13 protein-coding genes and 1 riboswitch are annotated in these 15,278 nt (G+C 57.9%); of the genes, 5 read left to right on the top strand and 8 right to left on the bottom strand.

Annotation, left to right across the window (positions count from 1 at the left end; all coding sequences use genetic code 11):
- Positions 1 to 22: 22 nt before the first annotated feature.
- Together ACTJJ7_RS21565 and ACTJJ7_RS21560 are read left to right on the top strand one after the other, a co-directional pair.
- Entirely contained in the window at positions 23 to 1,036 is a 1,014-nt protein-coding gene (locus ACTJJ7_RS21565) for a type II secretion system F family protein (RefSeq protein ID WP_440968776.1), read from the top strand.
- Positions 1,037 to 1,050: 14 nt separating this feature from the next.
- A complete protein-coding gene (locus ACTJJ7_RS21560) occupies positions 1,051 to 2,079 on the top strand; it encodes a type II secretion system F family protein (protein WP_245421198.1) in 1,029 nt (342 codons plus the stop codon).
- A 63-nt stretch (positions 2,080 to 2,142) separates the two neighbouring features.
- On the opposite strand, the gene ACTJJ7_RS21555 is transcribed toward ACTJJ7_RS21560, so the two are convergent.
- On the bottom strand, positions 2,143 to 2,970 hold the full coding sequence (locus ACTJJ7_RS21555; protein ID WP_440968775.1) for a tetratricopeptide repeat protein: 828 nt from the start codon (positions 2,968 to 2,970) through the stop codon (positions 2,143 to 2,145).
- A gap of 146 nt (positions 2,971 to 3,116) precedes the next feature.
- On the opposite strand from ACTJJ7_RS21555, the gene ACTJJ7_RS21550 reads away from it, so the two are divergent.
- From ACTJJ7_RS21550 to ACTJJ7_RS21540, 3 genes are all read left to right on the top strand, one after another.
- Positions 3,117 to 4,490 (top strand): leucyl aminopeptidase family protein, encoded by a 1,374-nt coding sequence (locus tag ACTJJ7_RS21550; protein WP_440968774.1) that lies wholly within the window; start codon positions 3,117 to 3,119, stop codon positions 4,488 to 4,490.
- A 114-nt stretch (positions 4,491 to 4,604) separates the two neighbouring features.
- On the top strand, positions 4,605 to 4,955 hold the full coding sequence (locus ACTJJ7_RS21545) for a MarR family transcriptional regulator (RefSeq protein ID WP_105736645.1): 351 nt from the start codon (positions 4,605 to 4,607) through the stop codon (positions 4,953 to 4,955).
- The gene (locus ACTJJ7_RS21540; RefSeq protein WP_440968810.1) at positions 4,943 to 5,809 is read left to right on the top strand and encodes a C40 family peptidase; all 867 of its coding nucleotides are present in this window, start codon (positions 4,943 to 4,945) and stop codon (positions 5,807 to 5,809) included. The genes ACTJJ7_RS21545 and ACTJJ7_RS21540 overlap by 13 nt, the downstream gene beginning before the upstream one ends.
- Before the next feature lie 60 nt (positions 5,810 to 5,869).
- Here the strand turns inward: ACTJJ7_RS21540 and ACTJJ7_RS21535 are convergent, their stop codons facing one another.
- From ACTJJ7_RS21535 to ACTJJ7_RS21505, 7 genes are all read right to left on the bottom strand, one after another.
- A complete protein-coding gene (locus ACTJJ7_RS21535) occupies positions 5,870 to 6,361 on the bottom strand; it encodes a 6,7-dimethyl-8-ribityllumazine synthase (protein ID WP_440968773.1) in 492 nt (163 codons plus the stop codon).
- Between the two features lie 81 nt (positions 6,362 to 6,442).
- Positions 6,443 to 6,605: riboswitch (FMN riboswitch) on the bottom strand.
- A gap of 48 nt (positions 6,606 to 6,653) precedes the next feature.
- The gene (locus tag ACTJJ7_RS21530; RefSeq protein WP_440968772.1) at positions 6,654 to 7,610 is read right to left on the bottom strand and encodes a 2-hydroxyacid dehydrogenase; all 957 of its coding nucleotides are present in this window, start codon (positions 7,608 to 7,610) and stop codon (positions 6,654 to 6,656) included.
- Entirely contained in the window at positions 7,607 to 9,238 is a 1,632-nt protein-coding gene (locus ACTJJ7_RS21525) for an ABC transporter ATP-binding protein (RefSeq protein WP_440968771.1), read from the bottom strand. Before ACTJJ7_RS21525 ends, ACTJJ7_RS21530 begins: the two co-directional genes overlap by 4 nt.
- Positions 9,235 to 10,380: an ABC transporter permease gene (locus ACTJJ7_RS21520; protein WP_440968770.1), complete on the bottom strand. Its 1,146-nt coding sequence runs from the start codon at positions 10,378 to 10,380 to the stop codon at positions 9,235 to 9,237. Before ACTJJ7_RS21520 ends, ACTJJ7_RS21525 begins: the two co-directional genes overlap by 4 nt.
- Positions 10,380 to 11,483 carry a microcin C ABC transporter permease YejB gene (locus ACTJJ7_RS21515; protein WP_440968769.1) on the bottom strand — a complete coding sequence of 368 codons (1,104 nt, stop codon included), beginning with the start codon at positions 11,481 to 11,483 and terminating at the stop codon, positions 10,380 to 10,382. The genes ACTJJ7_RS21520 and ACTJJ7_RS21515 overlap by 1 nt, the downstream gene beginning before the upstream one ends.
- Positions 11,484 to 11,510: 27 nt before the next feature.
- Complete coding sequence (locus ACTJJ7_RS21510; RefSeq protein ID WP_440968768.1) at positions 11,511 to 13,388, bottom strand: extracellular solute-binding protein; 1,878 nt, start codon at positions 13,386 to 13,388, stop codon at positions 11,511 to 11,513.
- Entirely contained in the window at positions 13,385 to 15,226 is a 1,842-nt protein-coding gene (locus ACTJJ7_RS21505) for an extracellular solute-binding protein (protein WP_440968809.1), read from the bottom strand. The genes ACTJJ7_RS21510 and ACTJJ7_RS21505 overlap by 4 nt, the downstream gene beginning before the upstream one ends.
- Between the last annotated feature and the right edge of the window lie 52 nt (positions 15,227 to 15,278).

The raw sequence follows: 15,278 nt of genomic DNA, 5'->3' as shown, positions 1-15,278 counted from the left end.
ATGGCACGGCGGGAGAGCAATCATGTTCGGGCTTGATCTTGAACAACTCGCCTTCGTGCTGTTGGCAACGATTGCCGTTGCCGCGCTTGCCTACTTCTTTGTTTTTGACAGCATCGAACAGCAGAAAAAGTCGGATGACCGGTTGAAATCGGTCAAGCTGGCCACGACGGACGGTTTGACCAAGTCAACCGCCAGGGACAAGCAGGCTGAAGCGACAAGACGCCGCAAATCGGTCCAGGATACGCTGAACGATATCGATCAGCGACAGAAACTGCGCGACAAGAACATCAAGTCACCGCCGCTGAAAATGCTGTTGCAGCAGGCAGGCATGAAAGTGACCGTGAAGCGCTTCTACATTTATTCCGGTGTTGTTGGCCTGGTTCTGGTGTTGCTGCGCACCTTCTTCGGTGCACCGCTTTATCTGGCTCCGGGCTTTTTCCTGATTGGTGCGCTGGGGCTGCCGCGCGCCTTCGTCTATTTCCGGCGCCGGCGGCGGGTGGCGGCATTCCTCCACGAATTTCCCAATTCCATCGATGTCATTGTGCGCGCCATCCGATCCGGTCTGCCGCTCAATGACGGTATCCGGCTGATCGCGCAGGAAGCGCAGGAACCGGTTCGTACCGAGTTTCGCCGGATCGTTGACATGCAGCAGGTTGGGGTGAGCATTCCGGAGGCGGCCATGCGGATGTCGGAATACATGCCCTGTCCGGAAGCAAGCTTCTTTGGCATCGTCATTCAGATTCAATCGCAAGCAGGCGGCAATTTGTCGGAAGCCCTTGGCAATCTTTCCCGCGTGCTGCGCGACCGGAAAAAGATGAAAGCGAAGGTTCAGGCCCTGTCGATGGAAGCCAAGGCCTCCGCCTATATCATCGGCGCCTTGCCGTTCGTCGTTGCGGGCCTCGTCTACCTGTCCAGCCCGCAATACATCATGGTTCTGTTCACAACCGATATGGGCAAGATGATCATGGTGTGTTCCGGCATATGGATGTCCATTGGCATCGCCGTGATGCGCAAAATGATCAACTTCAAGTTCTGAGCGGAGTAAGCGCGGTGTTCTCTTCCCTTCTCAAAGCCGTGCAGGACAATCCGGATACAGTCCGGACGGTCCTTGTCGCAATCTCAGCGTTTGCAACGGTGGTAACGGTTTTCCTGCCGAAGCTTCGTACCTCCGTGCTGAAGACGCGGATGAAATCCGTGGCGCTGGAGCGTGATCAGCTGCGTGCCAAGGACCGGACCCGCCTCGCCACGGAAAGCATCAGCCGTCACAAGGCTGCGTCGCAGGGTAGTCTGCGCATGGTGCAGAGGCAGGGTGTTCGCCAGTTCGTGGAAAAGCTGGATCTGCAGCGGGCGCTGGCCGATGAGAAAACACTGGCCTCTCTGCGCACCGCCGGATTTCGCGGGCAGAATGCCTTGAATTTGTTTCTGGCGGCACGCTTCGGTCTGCCGTTCCTGACGCTCAGCCTGACCGCCTTCTGGGTGTTCGGCATGAATGGTCTGATACAATACCCGACAATGGTCCGAATACTCGTCTGTCTCATCGGCGGCTATGTGGGCTTCTACGCGCCCAATCTCTATGTGAGCAACGCAGGCAGCAAGCGCAAACATTCGATCCAGATGGCGTGGCCGGACTCACTTGATCTCATGCTGATCTGCGTTGAATCCGGAATGTCCATCGAAGCTGCCTTCAAGAAGGTCTCCGAGGAGATCGGGGTCCAGTCGACGGCTTTGGCGGAAGAGTTCGTCCTGACGAATGCGGAATTGTCCTTTCTGCCCGAGCGGCGGCAAGCCTATGAAAATCTAGCCACGCGAACCGGACTTGAATCGGTGAAGGCCGTGGTCCAGGCACTGACGCAGTCGGAGCGCTATGGTACGTCCATTGGCGGCGCATTGCGTGTCTTGTCCGATGAAAGCCGTGAAGCCCGGTTGAACGCGGCGGAAAAAAAGGCCGCGGCCCTGCCGCCCAAATTGACGGTTCCTATGATCTTGTTTCTCTTGCCCGTGCTTTTTGCCGTCATTCTGGGCCCGGCTGTGATTCAGGTCTCGGCGCAGGGCGGGCTATTCGGGACAGCCCTCAAATAGGATCCAGACCCGCACATAGTTCCAGAAAATGGCTGCCAGATCAGAGCGGCCTTTTTCGTTTTATCAGCTGTTGGGCTTCTTCTTGTCCTTCAGCATCGTCCAGGAGTTTTGCTGGGCGAGCATGGAGCGCAGATATTTGACGTTGGCTTCCGCCTGTTGCGGCGCGAGCTCCTGTTTGGCAATCGTTTCGGCTTCCGAAAACCGTCCCTGAAGTCCCACCACGAGCGCCAGGTTCTGCCGGACCCGGCTGTCGGCTCCCTGCGCGCTGGCTGCCCTGCGCATGTAGGTTTCGGCCGTATTCAGTTCGCCCGACAGCACATAGGACATCCCGAGATTGGAAAGAAGCGATGCTTCGTTCGGGTTGAGATCCATAGCTTGCTTGTAGATGTCACGGGCCTCGCCGGTTTTGCCCAGCTGATCGAGAATCGCGGCTTCGGCGGAAAGCAGCTTCCAGTCCGGATATTCGGGCGTCTGGGCACGGCGAATTGCGCCAAGCGCCGCTTCGAACTCACCGCTGCTCGCCAAGGCCTTGCCATAGGCGGCCAGAACCTCACGGTCCTTCGGATAGGCGATGGCAAGGCTGCGCATGACTGCCAGCGCCTGATCATTCCGCCCCATCATGCGCAATACTCCGGCAAAATTCATTGCGGTGGTTTTGTCCTTCGGATTGCTCTGGTACCGGGCGCCGAGGTTGGTGGAGGCCTGCGCCAGCTGCTGCGCATTCATCTGGTCAAAATTGCCGGTGGGAACCGCTGTCGAAGCGGCGGGCGCAATGGAGCCGGTGGTTGTCTTATCGGTGGTGGCGCAGCCGGAAATGCCGCTTGCAACGGCAACCATGGCCACGGAAAAAATGAGCCGGCGGTTACGTTGAATAATCCCTGCGCTTGTCATAATTTGCCCCGTCCGATCCCGCCGCACATCATTGGTGCGTTAACCAATCCCATGTGAAAGAAATATTCTGTTAACCCTAACGGACCGTTAATGACGCCGCCTTCGCTGGCGCAAAAGCAGAAAATTGACCCGAGGAGCAAACGACCATGCCAGCCGAAATCACCAAGCAGAAATCATCGGACAGCAAGCCTGTCTGGTTTGTACCGAAGGGCGGGCTGGAGGCGCTTGGACTCGATCCGGCAGCGCTTGCCTGGGCTGAGGCAAACGGGTTCGAGGGGCAGGCCGGCCGATTGCTCATAATTCCCAGCGAAAAGGGCGGGATCGCTGGCGCATTGCTCGGGATCGGCAAGGACGACAATCCCCTTGCGACAGGCAAACTGGCGCAGGCTTTGCCGAAAGGCGCCTGGCATCTGGCAGGCCCCGTCAGTGCCCCCGATCTGGCTGCTCTCGGTTTCCTGCTCGGCGGCTACAAGTTTACCCGCTATACGAAGAAGGACGACGCAAACGTCACGCTGACGTTGCCGGAAGGTGCTGACAAAGCCGACGTGAAGCGCCAGGCGAGGGCGGTTACGCTTGCGCGCGACCTCATCAATACACCTACCAACGATATGGGCCCCGAGGCGTTGGAAGCGGCCGTGCGCGCGCTGGGCGATGAGCACAAGGCGGCTGTGTCGGTGATCAAGGGCGATGCGCTGCTCAAGAAGAATTTTCCGATGATCCATGCCGTCGGCCGCGCTGGAAGCGAGGAGCCGAGGCTGATCGATCTGCAATGGGGCAAGAACGATGCTCCCAAGGTAACCCTGGTGGGCAAGGGCGTCTGCTTCGATACGGGCGGCCTTGATATCAAGCCTGCCAGCAGCATGCTTCTGATGAAGAAGGACATGGGCGGTGCCGCCAACGTGCTGGCACTTGCGGGCATCATCATGGACGCAAAACTGCCGGTCCGTTTGCGCGTCCTCATACCTGCGGTGGAGAATTCCATCTCGGCCAATGCTTTCCGTCCGAGCGATATTCTGACCAGCCGCAAGGGAATTACGGTCGAGATTGGCAACACTGACGCGGAAGGCCGCCTTGTCCTCGCCGATGCGCTGGCATTGGCCGATGAGGAAGAGCCGGAAATCCTGATTGACATGGCAACGCTGACGGGCGCAGCGCGTGTTGCGCTTGGCCCGGATGTGCCGCCCTTTTACTCGACGGATGACAGCTTCGCGGCTGATGTGGCCAAGGCGTCCGAAGCCGTGGCCGATCCGGTCTGGCGCATGCCGTTGTGGCAGCCCTACGAAGCAAGGCTTTCATCCCGCGTGGCCGACATCAACAATGTGACGACCGACGGCTTTGCCGGGTCGGTCACAGCGGCACTGTTCCTGAAGCGCTTTGTCGAGAAGACCAGGGTCTGGGGGCATTTCGATATCTATGGCTGGAACCCGGTGGAGAAGCCGCATTCTCCCGTTGGCGGGGAAGCGCAGGCCATCAGGGCACTCTATCACGTATTGAAGATGCGCTTCCCGGCCGGGAAGTAACGGGGATTCGTCAATCTGTGTCCGGCCGGAAGTTGCAGACCGGTTATGACCGCTTGCACTTCAGGCTGCGAGGAATAAAATGATACGGAACCGAAATGATCTCGGAAGCCGTTCATGCAGATTGAGTTGAAGCCGTTTCAGGCGCTGACATTGTGGAAGGAAATTGCGGTCTCCGAAGTGCGGGATGACGCGCATGACCTGACGATGCGGCAATTGGCCGTGCTGCTGACGGTTTATCTGGAGCCGCCGCCCCACACAATCCGTGGTATGGCTGCCAAGCTGAAGGTGACCAAGCCAGTGATCACCCGCGCGCTGGATACAATGGGTGGTTATGGTTTGGTCGACCGGCACCGTGACGAAAAAGACAAGCGCAATGTTCTCGTCAAAAGAACGGTAAAAGGTGCGCTCTATGTTGAAAAGCTCGGCGATCTCGTCATCGCCAAGGCAAGAGGATTACCCCTGTGACATTGGATAAACGGTTGAATGCATTCCGCCCCGATCTGGCGGACGAAAGCCTGCGCGGACAGGTGGAAGCGGAGCACTTCGTGCAAGGCAAGCCCATGCGCATTGCCGATCCGGTCGTTGATGTTCGTGGCGCAGCACGCGGCGATGCTGGCGTAACCACACAGTTCCTGTTCGGGGATGACGTCCTCGTGTTCGAAGACAGCAATGGCTGGTGCTGGGTCCAGAACGAACGGGATGGATATGTCGGCTATGTCGTCGATACGGCGCTGGACAAGCGTTATGATGAGCCCACGCATATCGTCATCGCGCCGCGCACATTTGTCTATCCCGGATCTGATCTGAAGTTTCCCCCGACCAATGCACTGTCCATGGGATCGCTCGTCACGATAAAGGGTGGCGAGGAACGCCGTGGAACGCTCTACGGCATCCTGCCAAGCGGCGAGGCCATCATTGCCAAGCATCTCGTTCCTATTGATGAAGTCACCGATGATCACGTGGCGGTTGCCGAGACCCTGATGCACACGCCCTATCTGTGGGGTGGTGTGTCCGGTTTCGGAATTGATTGCTCCGGTCTCGTCCAGTTGTCCCTGCTGATGACCGGTCAGTCCGTCTTGCGCGACTCCGACATGCAGGCTGATACAATCGGTGATGCGATCGAGCCGGACGCACATTACAACAATCTGAAACGCGGTGATTTTGTCTTCTGGAAGGGGCATGCCGCGATGATGGCCAGCTACTCCATGCTGCTGCATGCAAGCGGTCACACGATGAGCGTGACGCTTGAGCCTCTGCACGATGCCATCGAGCGTATTGCCTATCTCTACGGCAAGCCGACAGCGGTGCGGCGGCTCTAGTCGGATAGCCCCTCTGTTGGTTGAAACAGAGGGGCTATCATTTTCTTTACCTGTTCAGGTTCAGGCGGCCGATAGTTCAGCCACTTGCTGGAATGTGCGGATGATCTGCAGGCAGGCGCGCGCCGCCTCCTGTCCCTTGATCAGGAAGTGTTTGGTGAAGAAGTCGATGTGTTGGGCGGTTTCCTGGAAATGATGCGGCGTCAGCACGGCTGACAGCATGGGAACGCCGGTCTCCATCTGGGCGGTAAGAAGCGCATTCACCACCGTACCGGCGACGAAATCGTGCCGGTAGATCCCGCCATCGACGACGAGACCGGTGGCGACAATCGCGTCGTACTGGCCGGTCTCGGCGAGTTTCTTGGCCAGCAGCGGAATGTCGAACGATCCCGGCACGTCATAGACGTCAAACCGTCCGGCAGTGACACCCTGGCTTTTGAGTTCGCCCTCAAAGCCGATACGGCACTGATCGACGATTTCCGCATGCCATCGCGCCTGAATGAAGGCGATGCGCGGGGCGAAATGTGAGGTATTGTTATTCTGGAACTGATCCATGTCGGTCTCCTCAAGAGTTGACGTGAATCAGGGCACAACCAAAAACGGTCAGGGACTGCCGGAAAGGCAGCCCTTGCTTTCAGTTGTTCTCTTTCATCCGGACTATACCGTCGGCTTCGGAATTGCACCGAAATCTGCTGACCTTTCCGGCAAACCGGAAAGCGCTCGCGGGCTCGCACCTGACATCTTTCGATACCCAGTGATTACCGCCGGTGGGGAATTGCACCCCGCCCTGAGAACACTTGCGCGGGCAATCTATCCGAAGGTTTCCGGCCGTCAAAGCCAAATTTTTCTAATACTGGGCTTTCCGGTCGACAATATTTTTAAGCGGCTCGCCGCGCTCGAAGGATTCGATCTGGGCGACGATCTCCGGAACCAGCGCAGACGGGCTGGAGCTTGCGGCCGCATGCGGTGTGATGATGACCTGCGGATGCGTCCATAGCGGGCTGTCCTTCGGCAGGGGTTCCCTGTTGAACACATCAAGCGTGACAGCCGACAGCATGCCGCGTTCCAGCGCGGCCAGGATATCCGCCTCGTTCTGCAGCCCGCCGCGCCCGGCATTGATGAGAATCGGTGCGCCGAGCGGCCCGTCGGCCTTCATCTGGGCAAAAAGGCTCATCGACAGGATGCCCTTGGTCTCCGGTGTCAGCGGCAGCAAGGAAACGATGATATCCGCATCCTTCAGGAAGTCCTTCAACCCATCATTGCCGTGATGGCTGGTCACGCCTTCGACGTTCTGGGGACGGCGGCTCCAGCCGCTGACCTTGAAACCCAGCATGCGCAGCTTCAAGGCCGCGTCACGGCCGAGCACGCCCATGCCGAGTATACCGACATTCACCTCATGGGCTGCCGGCTGGCGCCGGTCCTCATGCCAGACCTTGCCGGCCTGCTGCTGCCGGTAGCGCAGGCCGAGGCGATGGTGGTCCAGCACCTGCCAGACCACATATTCCGTCATGCGCATCGTCAGATCAGGGGATACGATGCGCACGATGGGCACATCGGGAATCCGGTCATCATGGAAGACGTGGTCCACACCGGCGCCCAATGAGAAAATGACTTCGAGGTTCGGCAGGTCCGCGAGGGAACCGGGGCGCTGTTTCCAGACCAGCGCGTAGCGAACCTTTTCCTTGTCCGTATCGGTGTTCAGGACAAGTTTGCGCTGCGGGGCGTTCTTGGCAAACTCCGATAGCCAGACCTCCGGGTCCCATCCCGTTACAGCCAGAAAAATCGTGTCGCTTGTCCCGGTCATTCGCTTACTGCTCCCTGTTCCGCCGTTTCTATCCTGAAGGCAGCTGCCATCAGTGCTTTTGTATAATCGCTCTTCGGATTGGCGAAGATTTCCTCCGACGGGCCATATTCAACCGCTTTGCCATTGCGCATGACAAGCACGTCATTGGCCAGCGCTTTCACCACCTTGAGATCGTGGCTGATGAAAAGATAGGCCAGATTGTGCTTTTGCTGCAATCCGCGCAAGAGGTCGACCACCTGCGCCTGCACGCTCATGTCGAGCGCCGACGTCGGCTCGTCCAGCATGACGAAGCGCGGGTTGAGCACCATGGCTCGGGCAATGGCGATGCGTTGGCGCTGACCACCGGAAAATTCATGCGGATAGCGGAAGCGGTTCTCCGGGTCGAGATTGACCTCCTTGAGTGCAGCAACGACACGTGCATCGCGCTCATCAGCCGACAGTTTCGGCTCATGTACGGCAAGGCCCTCGGCCACGATATCGGCAATTGACATGCGTGGCGACAGCGACCCGAACGGGTCCTGAAACACGATCTGCAGCTCGCGCCGCAGCGGCCGCATTTGCTTGAAAGAAAACTGGTTGATGTCCTTTTCGCCGAAACGGATGACCCCTTGAGATGAAATCATGCGCGACAGCGCAAGCCCGAGCGTGGTTTTGCCCGAGCCGGATTCGCCGACAACCCCAAGCGTCTGTCCGGCACGGATGGTCACATCGATACCATCGACCGCCTTCACATGATCGACGGTGCGCCGCAGGAAACCCTGCTTGATCGGGAACCAGACCTTCACCTGCTCACCGCGCATGACGGGCGCGGCGGACAGATCAGCGGAGGGGGGATTGCCCTTGGGTTCGGCGGCAAGCAGATGCCGCGTATACTCATGCTGCGGATTGTCGAAGATCTGCCTGGTGGGACCGGTCTCGACGATTTTGCCCTTGGTCATGACGCAGACGCGATCGGCAATCTTGCGGACGATGCCAAGGTCATGCGTGATGAACAGCATGGACATGCCCTGTGCCTTCTTGAGGTCGGCAAGCAGTTGCAGGATCTGCGCCTGCACCGTTACGTCAAGCGCCGTGGTCGGCTCATCGGCGATCAGCAGCTTCGGCTTGTTGGCGAGCGCCATGGCAATCATCACACGCTGACGCTGACCGCCGGAGAGCTGGTGCGGATAGGCATCGAGGCGCTTTTCCGGCTCGCGGATGCCCACTTCATGCAGAAGCGCCAGTGTGCGTTGCCTCGCTGGTTTGTCAGCCATGCCCTGGTGCAGCTTGAGGACTTCGACAATCTGCTTCTCGATCGTATGCAGCGGATTGAGCGAAGTCATCGGCTCCTGGAAGATCATGGTGATGTCGTTGCCGCGCACACGCCGCAGATCATTCTCGTTGCTGTCCAGAAGATCCTGCCCGTTGAACAGGATCTGGCCGGAGGGGTGCGAGGCCGGTGGGTAGGGCAGAAGCTTCAGGATCGATAGGGCCGAGACCGACTTCCCGGAGCCGGATTCACCGACAAGCGCGACGGTTTCTCCCTGGGCGATGTCGAACGAGACATGATCGACGGCAATCGACTGCCGCCCGTTCTGGGTGAAGGCAACCGAAAGGTCGCGGACGGAAAGAAGGGGGGACGCACTCATTTGAAAGCCTTGCGCGGATCGAACGCGTCACGGGTCGCTTCGCCGACAAAGATCAGAAGCGACAGCATCAGCGAGATGACGATGAAACCGGTCAGGCCGAGCCATGGCGCCTGCAGGTTGTTCTTGCCTTGCGCCAGAAGCTCGCCAAGCGAGGCGGAGCCCGGCGGCAGGCCGAAACCCAGGAAATCGAGCGAGGTGAGCGTCGTGATCGATCCGTTGAGGATGAAGGGCAGGAAGGTGAGCGTCGTCACCATGGCGTTGGGCAGGAGATGGCGGAACATGATTGTCCGGTCACGCACGCCGAGCGCCCGCGCGGCATTCACATACTCGAAATTGCGGGCCCGCAGGAATTCGGCGCGGACGATGCCGACAAAATGCACCCATGAGAACAGCAGCATGATGGAGAGCAGGATCCAGAAGCCGGGCGGCAGGATCGAAGCCATGATCAGGAGGAGGTAGAGGGTTGGCACCGAAGACCAGATTTCGATGAAGCGTTGCGCCAGAAGATCGAGCCAGCCGCCGAAATAGCCTTGCATGGCGCCGGCCGTCACCCCGATCACCGCTGACGCCGCGGTCAGGATCAGTCCGAACAGCACGGAAATGCGGAAACCATAGAGCGCCCGGGCAAACACGTCACGCGCCTGATCATCCGTGCCCAGAATGTTCATGTTGCCGAACGTGCAGTTGGCGTCGTTCACACCCTGCGGATAGCGGGCACAACGCTCCTCCGGCGTATAGAGCCAGAATGGTTTTGACGGCGCCGTATCGGGAAGCTCGTTGTTGACGGTGCGGTAGGAATAGCGGATCGGCGGCCAGATGGCCCAGCCATTGGCATTGATCTCGTCCTGAATCACCGGATCGCGATAATCGGTCACCGCATAAAAGCCGTTGAACTTCTCTTCCGGATAATCGACGAGAACGGGAAAGAGAATCTCGCCCTTGTAGGAAACAAGGATCGGCCGGTCATTGGCAATGAATTCGCCGAACAGCGAAGCAATGAACAGGAACAGGAACAGCCACAGGGCCCACCAGCCGCGGCGGTTGGCCTTGAAGTTCTGCCAGCGGCGGGCATTGAGCGGTGACAACCGCGGACGGCGAACAGCAACGGGGGCGGGCTGCGTGCCAATGCTTGTATCGGTCATCAGACATCCCTCCGCTCGAAATCAATGCGCGGGTCGATCCATGTGTAGAGGAGATCGGACAGGAGGCTGACGATGACGCCGACAAGGGCGAAAATATAGACCGTGGCAATCACCACCGGATAATCGCGGTTGATGATCGATTCATAGCCAAGCAATCCAAGCCCATCGAGCGAGAAAATCGCCTCGATCAGCAACTGGCCGGTGAAGAAAATTGAAATGAAGGCGCTGGGAAAACCGGCAATGACGATTAGCATGGCGTTGCGGAAGACGTGCCCATAGAGAATTTTGCGCTCGGTCAGACCCTTTGCCCGCGCCGTGGTGACATATTGCTTGCGGATTTCATCGAGGAACGAATTCTTGGTCAGAAGGGTTGTCGTGGCGAAGGCCGACAGCAGCATGGCTGTCAACGGCAGGGCAATGTGCCAGGCATAGTCGACGATCTTGCCGAAGAACGAGAGCTCGGCGAAATTGTTGGACGTCAAGCCGCGCAGCGGGAACCAGTCGAAGAATGAGCCGCCGGCAAAAAATACGATCAGCATGATGCCGAAGAGAAATCCCGGTATCGCATAGCCAACCACGACAACGGCACTGGTCCACACGTCGAAGGCAGAACCGTCCTTGATGGCTTTGCGAATGCCGAGCGGGATGGAGATGGCATAGGATATCAGTGTCATCCATAGGCCAAGCGATATCGAAACCGGCAGTTTCTCCTTGATGAGCTGCACCGCGCTGATGTCGCGGAAATAGCTGTTGCCGAAATCAAACCGCAGATAGTTCCACACCAGGATACGGAAACGCTCGAGCGGCGGCTTGTCCAGCCCGAACTGCTTTTCGAGGCTGGCTATGAACGCGGGGTCAAGACCCTGGGCGCCGCGATATTTCGAATTGGCCGTGCCGAGGCCAAGCGATTCGTTGCCGTGGCCAAAATCAGCGCCGCCACCGCCGATGCGGTCAAGCGCGTTGCCGCCCTGTCCAGTGAGCTGGCCGATAATGCGCTGGACCGGGCCGCCGGGAACGAACTGTACAATGACGAAGCAGACAAGCAGAACTCCGAACAGGGTCGGTATCATCAGGAGCAAACGCCGTAGAATATAGGCTCCCATTAAGACGGTGCTCCCGGGGATGTCGTTTTAAATCTTGCCAATTGCCTTCGCCTTTGTTTCGTCAAGCCACCAGAGCGTTTCAACCGGAAAGCCGTAATCGGGTTTGGGCTCCTTGAAGCCGAACATGTCCCAATAGGCGATGAGGTGATTCGCACTGTACCAATTTGGAATCCAGTCGCGCCTTATACGCAAGAGTCGATCCAGAACACGCATAATCGTGACCAGTTCAGCGCGTGACCTCACGTCGCCGACTTTCTGGATCAGCGCATCGATCACCGGATCCGCAATACCAGCGAAATTGGTGGACCCGGGCAAAGCAGCCGATTTGGAGCCGAACATGGCCTGCAGGCTTTCCTGCGTCGGTGTGGAACCAAGCGAATAGGCCGCTCCCATCATATCGAAATCGAAGGCCTGTAGCCTGACTTGATACTGGGCCGGATCGACCAGGCGCAAAGTGGCATTGATGCCGATGGCGTTCAGATTGTTGATGAAAGGTGTCGCTGAACGGGTGAAGACTTCCGCCTGGATCAGCATTTCCACGTTGAGGGGTTTGCCGCTGCGATCGGCGAATTTGCCATTCTGGCGCGTATACCCCGCTGCAGTGATCAGTTCGACCGCGCGGCGCAGGTTGTTTCTGTCGCGCCCCGAACCGTCCGATGCGGGTTGCAGAACCGCATCACCGAAAATCTCCGGCGGCAGCCTGTCGCGCAGCGGTTCGATAATGGCCAGTTCTTCGGCGGAAGGTTTGCCTTCGGCGCGGAAGTCGGATTTCTCAAACAGCGACTGCGAGCGTTTGTAGACATCGTAGAACAGGTTCTTGCTGGTCCACTCGAAATCAAAACACAGGGCAATGGCTTCGCGCACCCGCGGGTCGCGGAATTGTTCCCGGCGCTGGTTCAGCGCCCAGGCCTGCATCATCGGCCGCTTTTCGCTGGAGAACTCGCGTTTGACGACGCGCTTCTGCTGTATGGCCGGGAAATTGTACTCCGTGGCCCATGTCTTGGCCACGGATTCGGAGCGCCAGTAAATATCGCCCTTCTTGAAGGATTCGAAATCGGGTTGCCGGTCGCGAAAGAACTCGATGCGGATGCGGTCGAAATGGTTGGAGCCGCGCTGCACGGGCAAATCCTTCGCCCAGTAATCGGCAACACGTTCGTATTCGATTGTTTGGCCGGGGAGGATGATACCCGCGCGATAAGCGCCGGAACCGAGTGGCGCCTCCAGCGTCGATGCATCGAAATCCCGCGTGGCATACCACGCCTTGGAAAAGATCGGTATTCCCGCCGCTATGTCGAGAATGGCCCGGTCGGAATGATTGCCGGAAAAGGTCAGGCGCACCGTGTGGTCATCCACAGCGGCAATTTCCTTGAGTTCCGCCATCATCACCACGAGATCGGGATGCCCCTTTGCCTTGAGCGTCTCGTAACTGAACACGGCGTCATGGGCGGTGAGAGGGGAGCCGTCATGAAAACGCGCTTGCGGGCGCATTTTGAATGTGAATGTCCGTTTGTCCGGGGAAACCGTAACGCTTTCGGCAACCAGGCCATAGATCGAATCGGGCTCGTCCAGCGCCGATGTCATCAGGGAATCGAAACACAGTTCCACACGCGGCGGCGCATCGCCGCGCGCGCTGAAACCGTTCAGCGTGTTGAACGTTTGAGGCGATTGGTTGAGTATCCATATGGACGGCGAGAAGCAGAACGTTCCGCCTTTCGGTGCATCGGGATTGGTGTAATCGAAATGCGTGAAATCCTTGGGATATTTGAGGTCGCCAAAGGCGGAAAGGCCATGCAGCGGCACATCCGTTTTCACCTCCGCCAATGCCAGATGCGGAGCAAGGGCGGACAAAGCCGCCGCGCCGGAGTATTTCAGCAGACTACGGCGGTTCAGATGAACTTTGATCATTGAGCCCGCGCCTTCAGGGCCTGTTCCTTGGCAGGATCGATCCACCAGGAGAACGGATCGATGCCAATATAATCCGGTTGCTTCTCAGGCATCCCAAACTTGTTCCAATAGGCAACCTTGACCTTGTCATCGTACCACTGCGGAACAACATAGTAGTTCCACAGCAGAACCCGGTCGAGCGCATGGGTTGCTGCCACAAGCTCCTCGCGATCCTTGGCAAAGATCACCCTGTCGATCAGCGTGTCTATGGCCGGATTTTTGATACCCATATAATTGCGTCCGCCAGGCATATCGGCGGTACTGGATCCCCAGAAATCGCGCTGCTCGTTCCCCGGCGACAGAGTTTGTCCGATTCCGGCGATCGCCATTACGTCATAATCATAATCATTGACCCTGGCCGCATATTGGGCTGCATCGACAGCACGTATCTGCGCATCTATGCCAAGTTTGCGCAGATTGGTCATGAAGGGTCCGATCGTCCGTTCGTCGCCCGGATCATCCGCCAGAAATTCGATGGTTAGGGGTTGGCCAGTCGCTGTATTGATGAGCTTTCCATTTTTCTGATCATAACCAGCTTCCCGCAATAGCGAGGCGGCCTTGCGTAGATTGTCGCGTTGTGCCTGCGGCGTGTCAGAAACCGGGTTCTTGAACGCCTCATTGAAAACCCCTTCCGGTACCTTACCTTTGACCGCCTGAAGTATCTCCAGTTCTTTGCCTGTCGGGAGGCCGCTTGATGCCAGTTCCGTGCCGGAGAAATAGCTGTCTATGCGCTTGTATTGACCGAAAAATACATTTTTGCTCATGGATTCAAAATCAAAGGCAAAATTCAAGGCTTCGCGTACCTTAATATCCTTGAACTTGTCGCGACGCGTATTCAGGAGAAATCCTTGCATGCGGCCAGACGAGCGCTGAGGATACACGGCCTTGATGACATCCCCTCTGGTGAATGCCGGGAAGTCGTAGCCGCGCATCCAGCGGCCAATACTCGGCTCGCCGCGGTAATCCTGGAATCCGCCCTTCTTGAAGGCTTCCCACATTGCGTTTGCGTCGCGGAAATATTCATAGCGAATACGATCGAAATTGTTGCGCCCGACATTGGTGGGAAGATCCTTGCCCCAGTAATCGGGCACCCGGCTCCATACGATGGTTTTGCCGAAGTCGACGCTTTCGATTTTATAAGCCGCTGAGCCCAGAGGGATTTCCGTCGTGGGCTTTGTGATGTCACGTGGCTTGCCGGATTGATCGGTGCTTTCCCACCAGTGTTTTGGCAACACGGGAAACTCGCCGACGATGCCGGGCAATTCACGGTTGCCGCCGCTCGCAAACGTGAAGGTAACCTCTCGGTCCCCGGTCTTCTCGGCCTTTGTCACGTCATGATAATACTTGTTGTAAATCGGGCTCTGCGCCTTCAGAGTGTCGAACGACCAGATGACGTCATCGACGGTGATGGGCAGCCCATCATGCCATTTTGCAGCCGGGTTGAGACGGAATTTCACCCAGGAAAAATCATCGGGGTAAGCAACCGCTTCTGCGAGAAGTCCGTAATTTGTTGCTGGTTCGTCAAGCGCACGGCTGAGAAGTGTATCGTAGAGGTATCCACCCAGGATAGTTCCGCCGGGAAGCCCTGCTGCCGATGTTCCCTGAACAACAAAGGGATTGAGACTGTCAAATGAACCCTGAGCGATTTGATTCAGCGTTCCGCCTTTCGGCGCATCGGGATTTACAAAATCAAAATGCTTGAAGTCCGGCCCGTATTTCGGCTTGCCCAGAGCGCTGACCGCCGTCCGCCACTCTGTTTCCGCAGCCCGTGCGTTCGATAGGGGGATCGCGGCTGTCATGGCAAGGAGGGCGAGGCTGGTCAGGAACGGGCGGAAGTGCAAATCAGGTCTC

It is taken from the genome of Phyllobacterium sp. 22229 (genome assembly GCF_052056495.1).
Lineage (GTDB): Bacteria > Pseudomonadota > Alphaproteobacteria > Rhizobiales > Rhizobiaceae > Phyllobacterium > Phyllobacterium myrsinacearum.
Note: the sequence above shows the minus strand (reverse complement) of the source record. Positions and strands in the feature narration are given on the sequence as shown.

What these genes read in the sequence shown, in the direction of transcription:
- ACTJJ7_RS21530 (WP_440968772.1), bottom strand. Translation starts at nt 7,610, where the DNA reads ATGACCGGGACAAGCGACACGATTTTTCTGGCTGTAACGGGATGGGAC.
- ACTJJ7_RS21545 (WP_105736645.1), top strand. Translation starts at nt 4,605, where the DNA reads ATGCAGATTGAGTTGAAGCCGTTTCAGGCGCTGACATTGTGGAAGGAA.
- ACTJJ7_RS21565 (WP_440968776.1), top strand. Translation starts at nt 23, where the DNA reads ATGTTCGGGCTTGATCTTGAACAACTCGCCTTCGTGCTGTTGGCAACG.
- ACTJJ7_RS21505 (WP_440968809.1), bottom strand. Translation starts at nt 15,226, where the DNA reads ATGACAGCCGCGATCCCCCTATCGAACGCACGGGCTGCGGAAACAGAG.
- ACTJJ7_RS21510 (WP_440968768.1), bottom strand. Translation starts at nt 13,388, where the DNA reads ATGATCAAAGTTCATCTGAACCGCCGTAGTCTGCTGAAATACTCCGGC.
- ACTJJ7_RS21550 (WP_440968774.1), top strand. Translation starts at nt 3,117, where the DNA reads ATGCCAGCCGAAATCACCAAGCAGAAATCATCGGACAGCAAGCCTGTC.
- ACTJJ7_RS21515 (WP_440968769.1), bottom strand. Translation starts at nt 11,483, where the DNA reads ATGGGAGCCTATATTCTACGGCGTTTGCTCCTGATGATACCGACCCTG.
- ACTJJ7_RS21525 (WP_440968771.1), bottom strand. Translation starts at nt 9,238, where the DNA reads ATGAGTGCGTCCCCCCTTCTTTCCGTCCGCGACCTTTCGGTTGCCTTC.
- ACTJJ7_RS21520 (WP_440968770.1), bottom strand. Translation starts at nt 10,380, where the DNA reads ATGACCGATACAAGCATTGGCACGCAGCCCGCCCCCGTTGCTGTTCGC.
- ACTJJ7_RS21555 (WP_440968775.1), bottom strand. Translation starts at nt 2,970, where the DNA reads ATGACAAGCGCAGGGATTATTCAACGTAACCGCCGGCTCATTTTTTCC.
- ACTJJ7_RS21535 (WP_440968773.1), bottom strand. Translation starts at nt 6,361, where the DNA reads ATGGATCAGTTCCAGAATAACAATACCTCACATTTCGCCCCGCGCATC.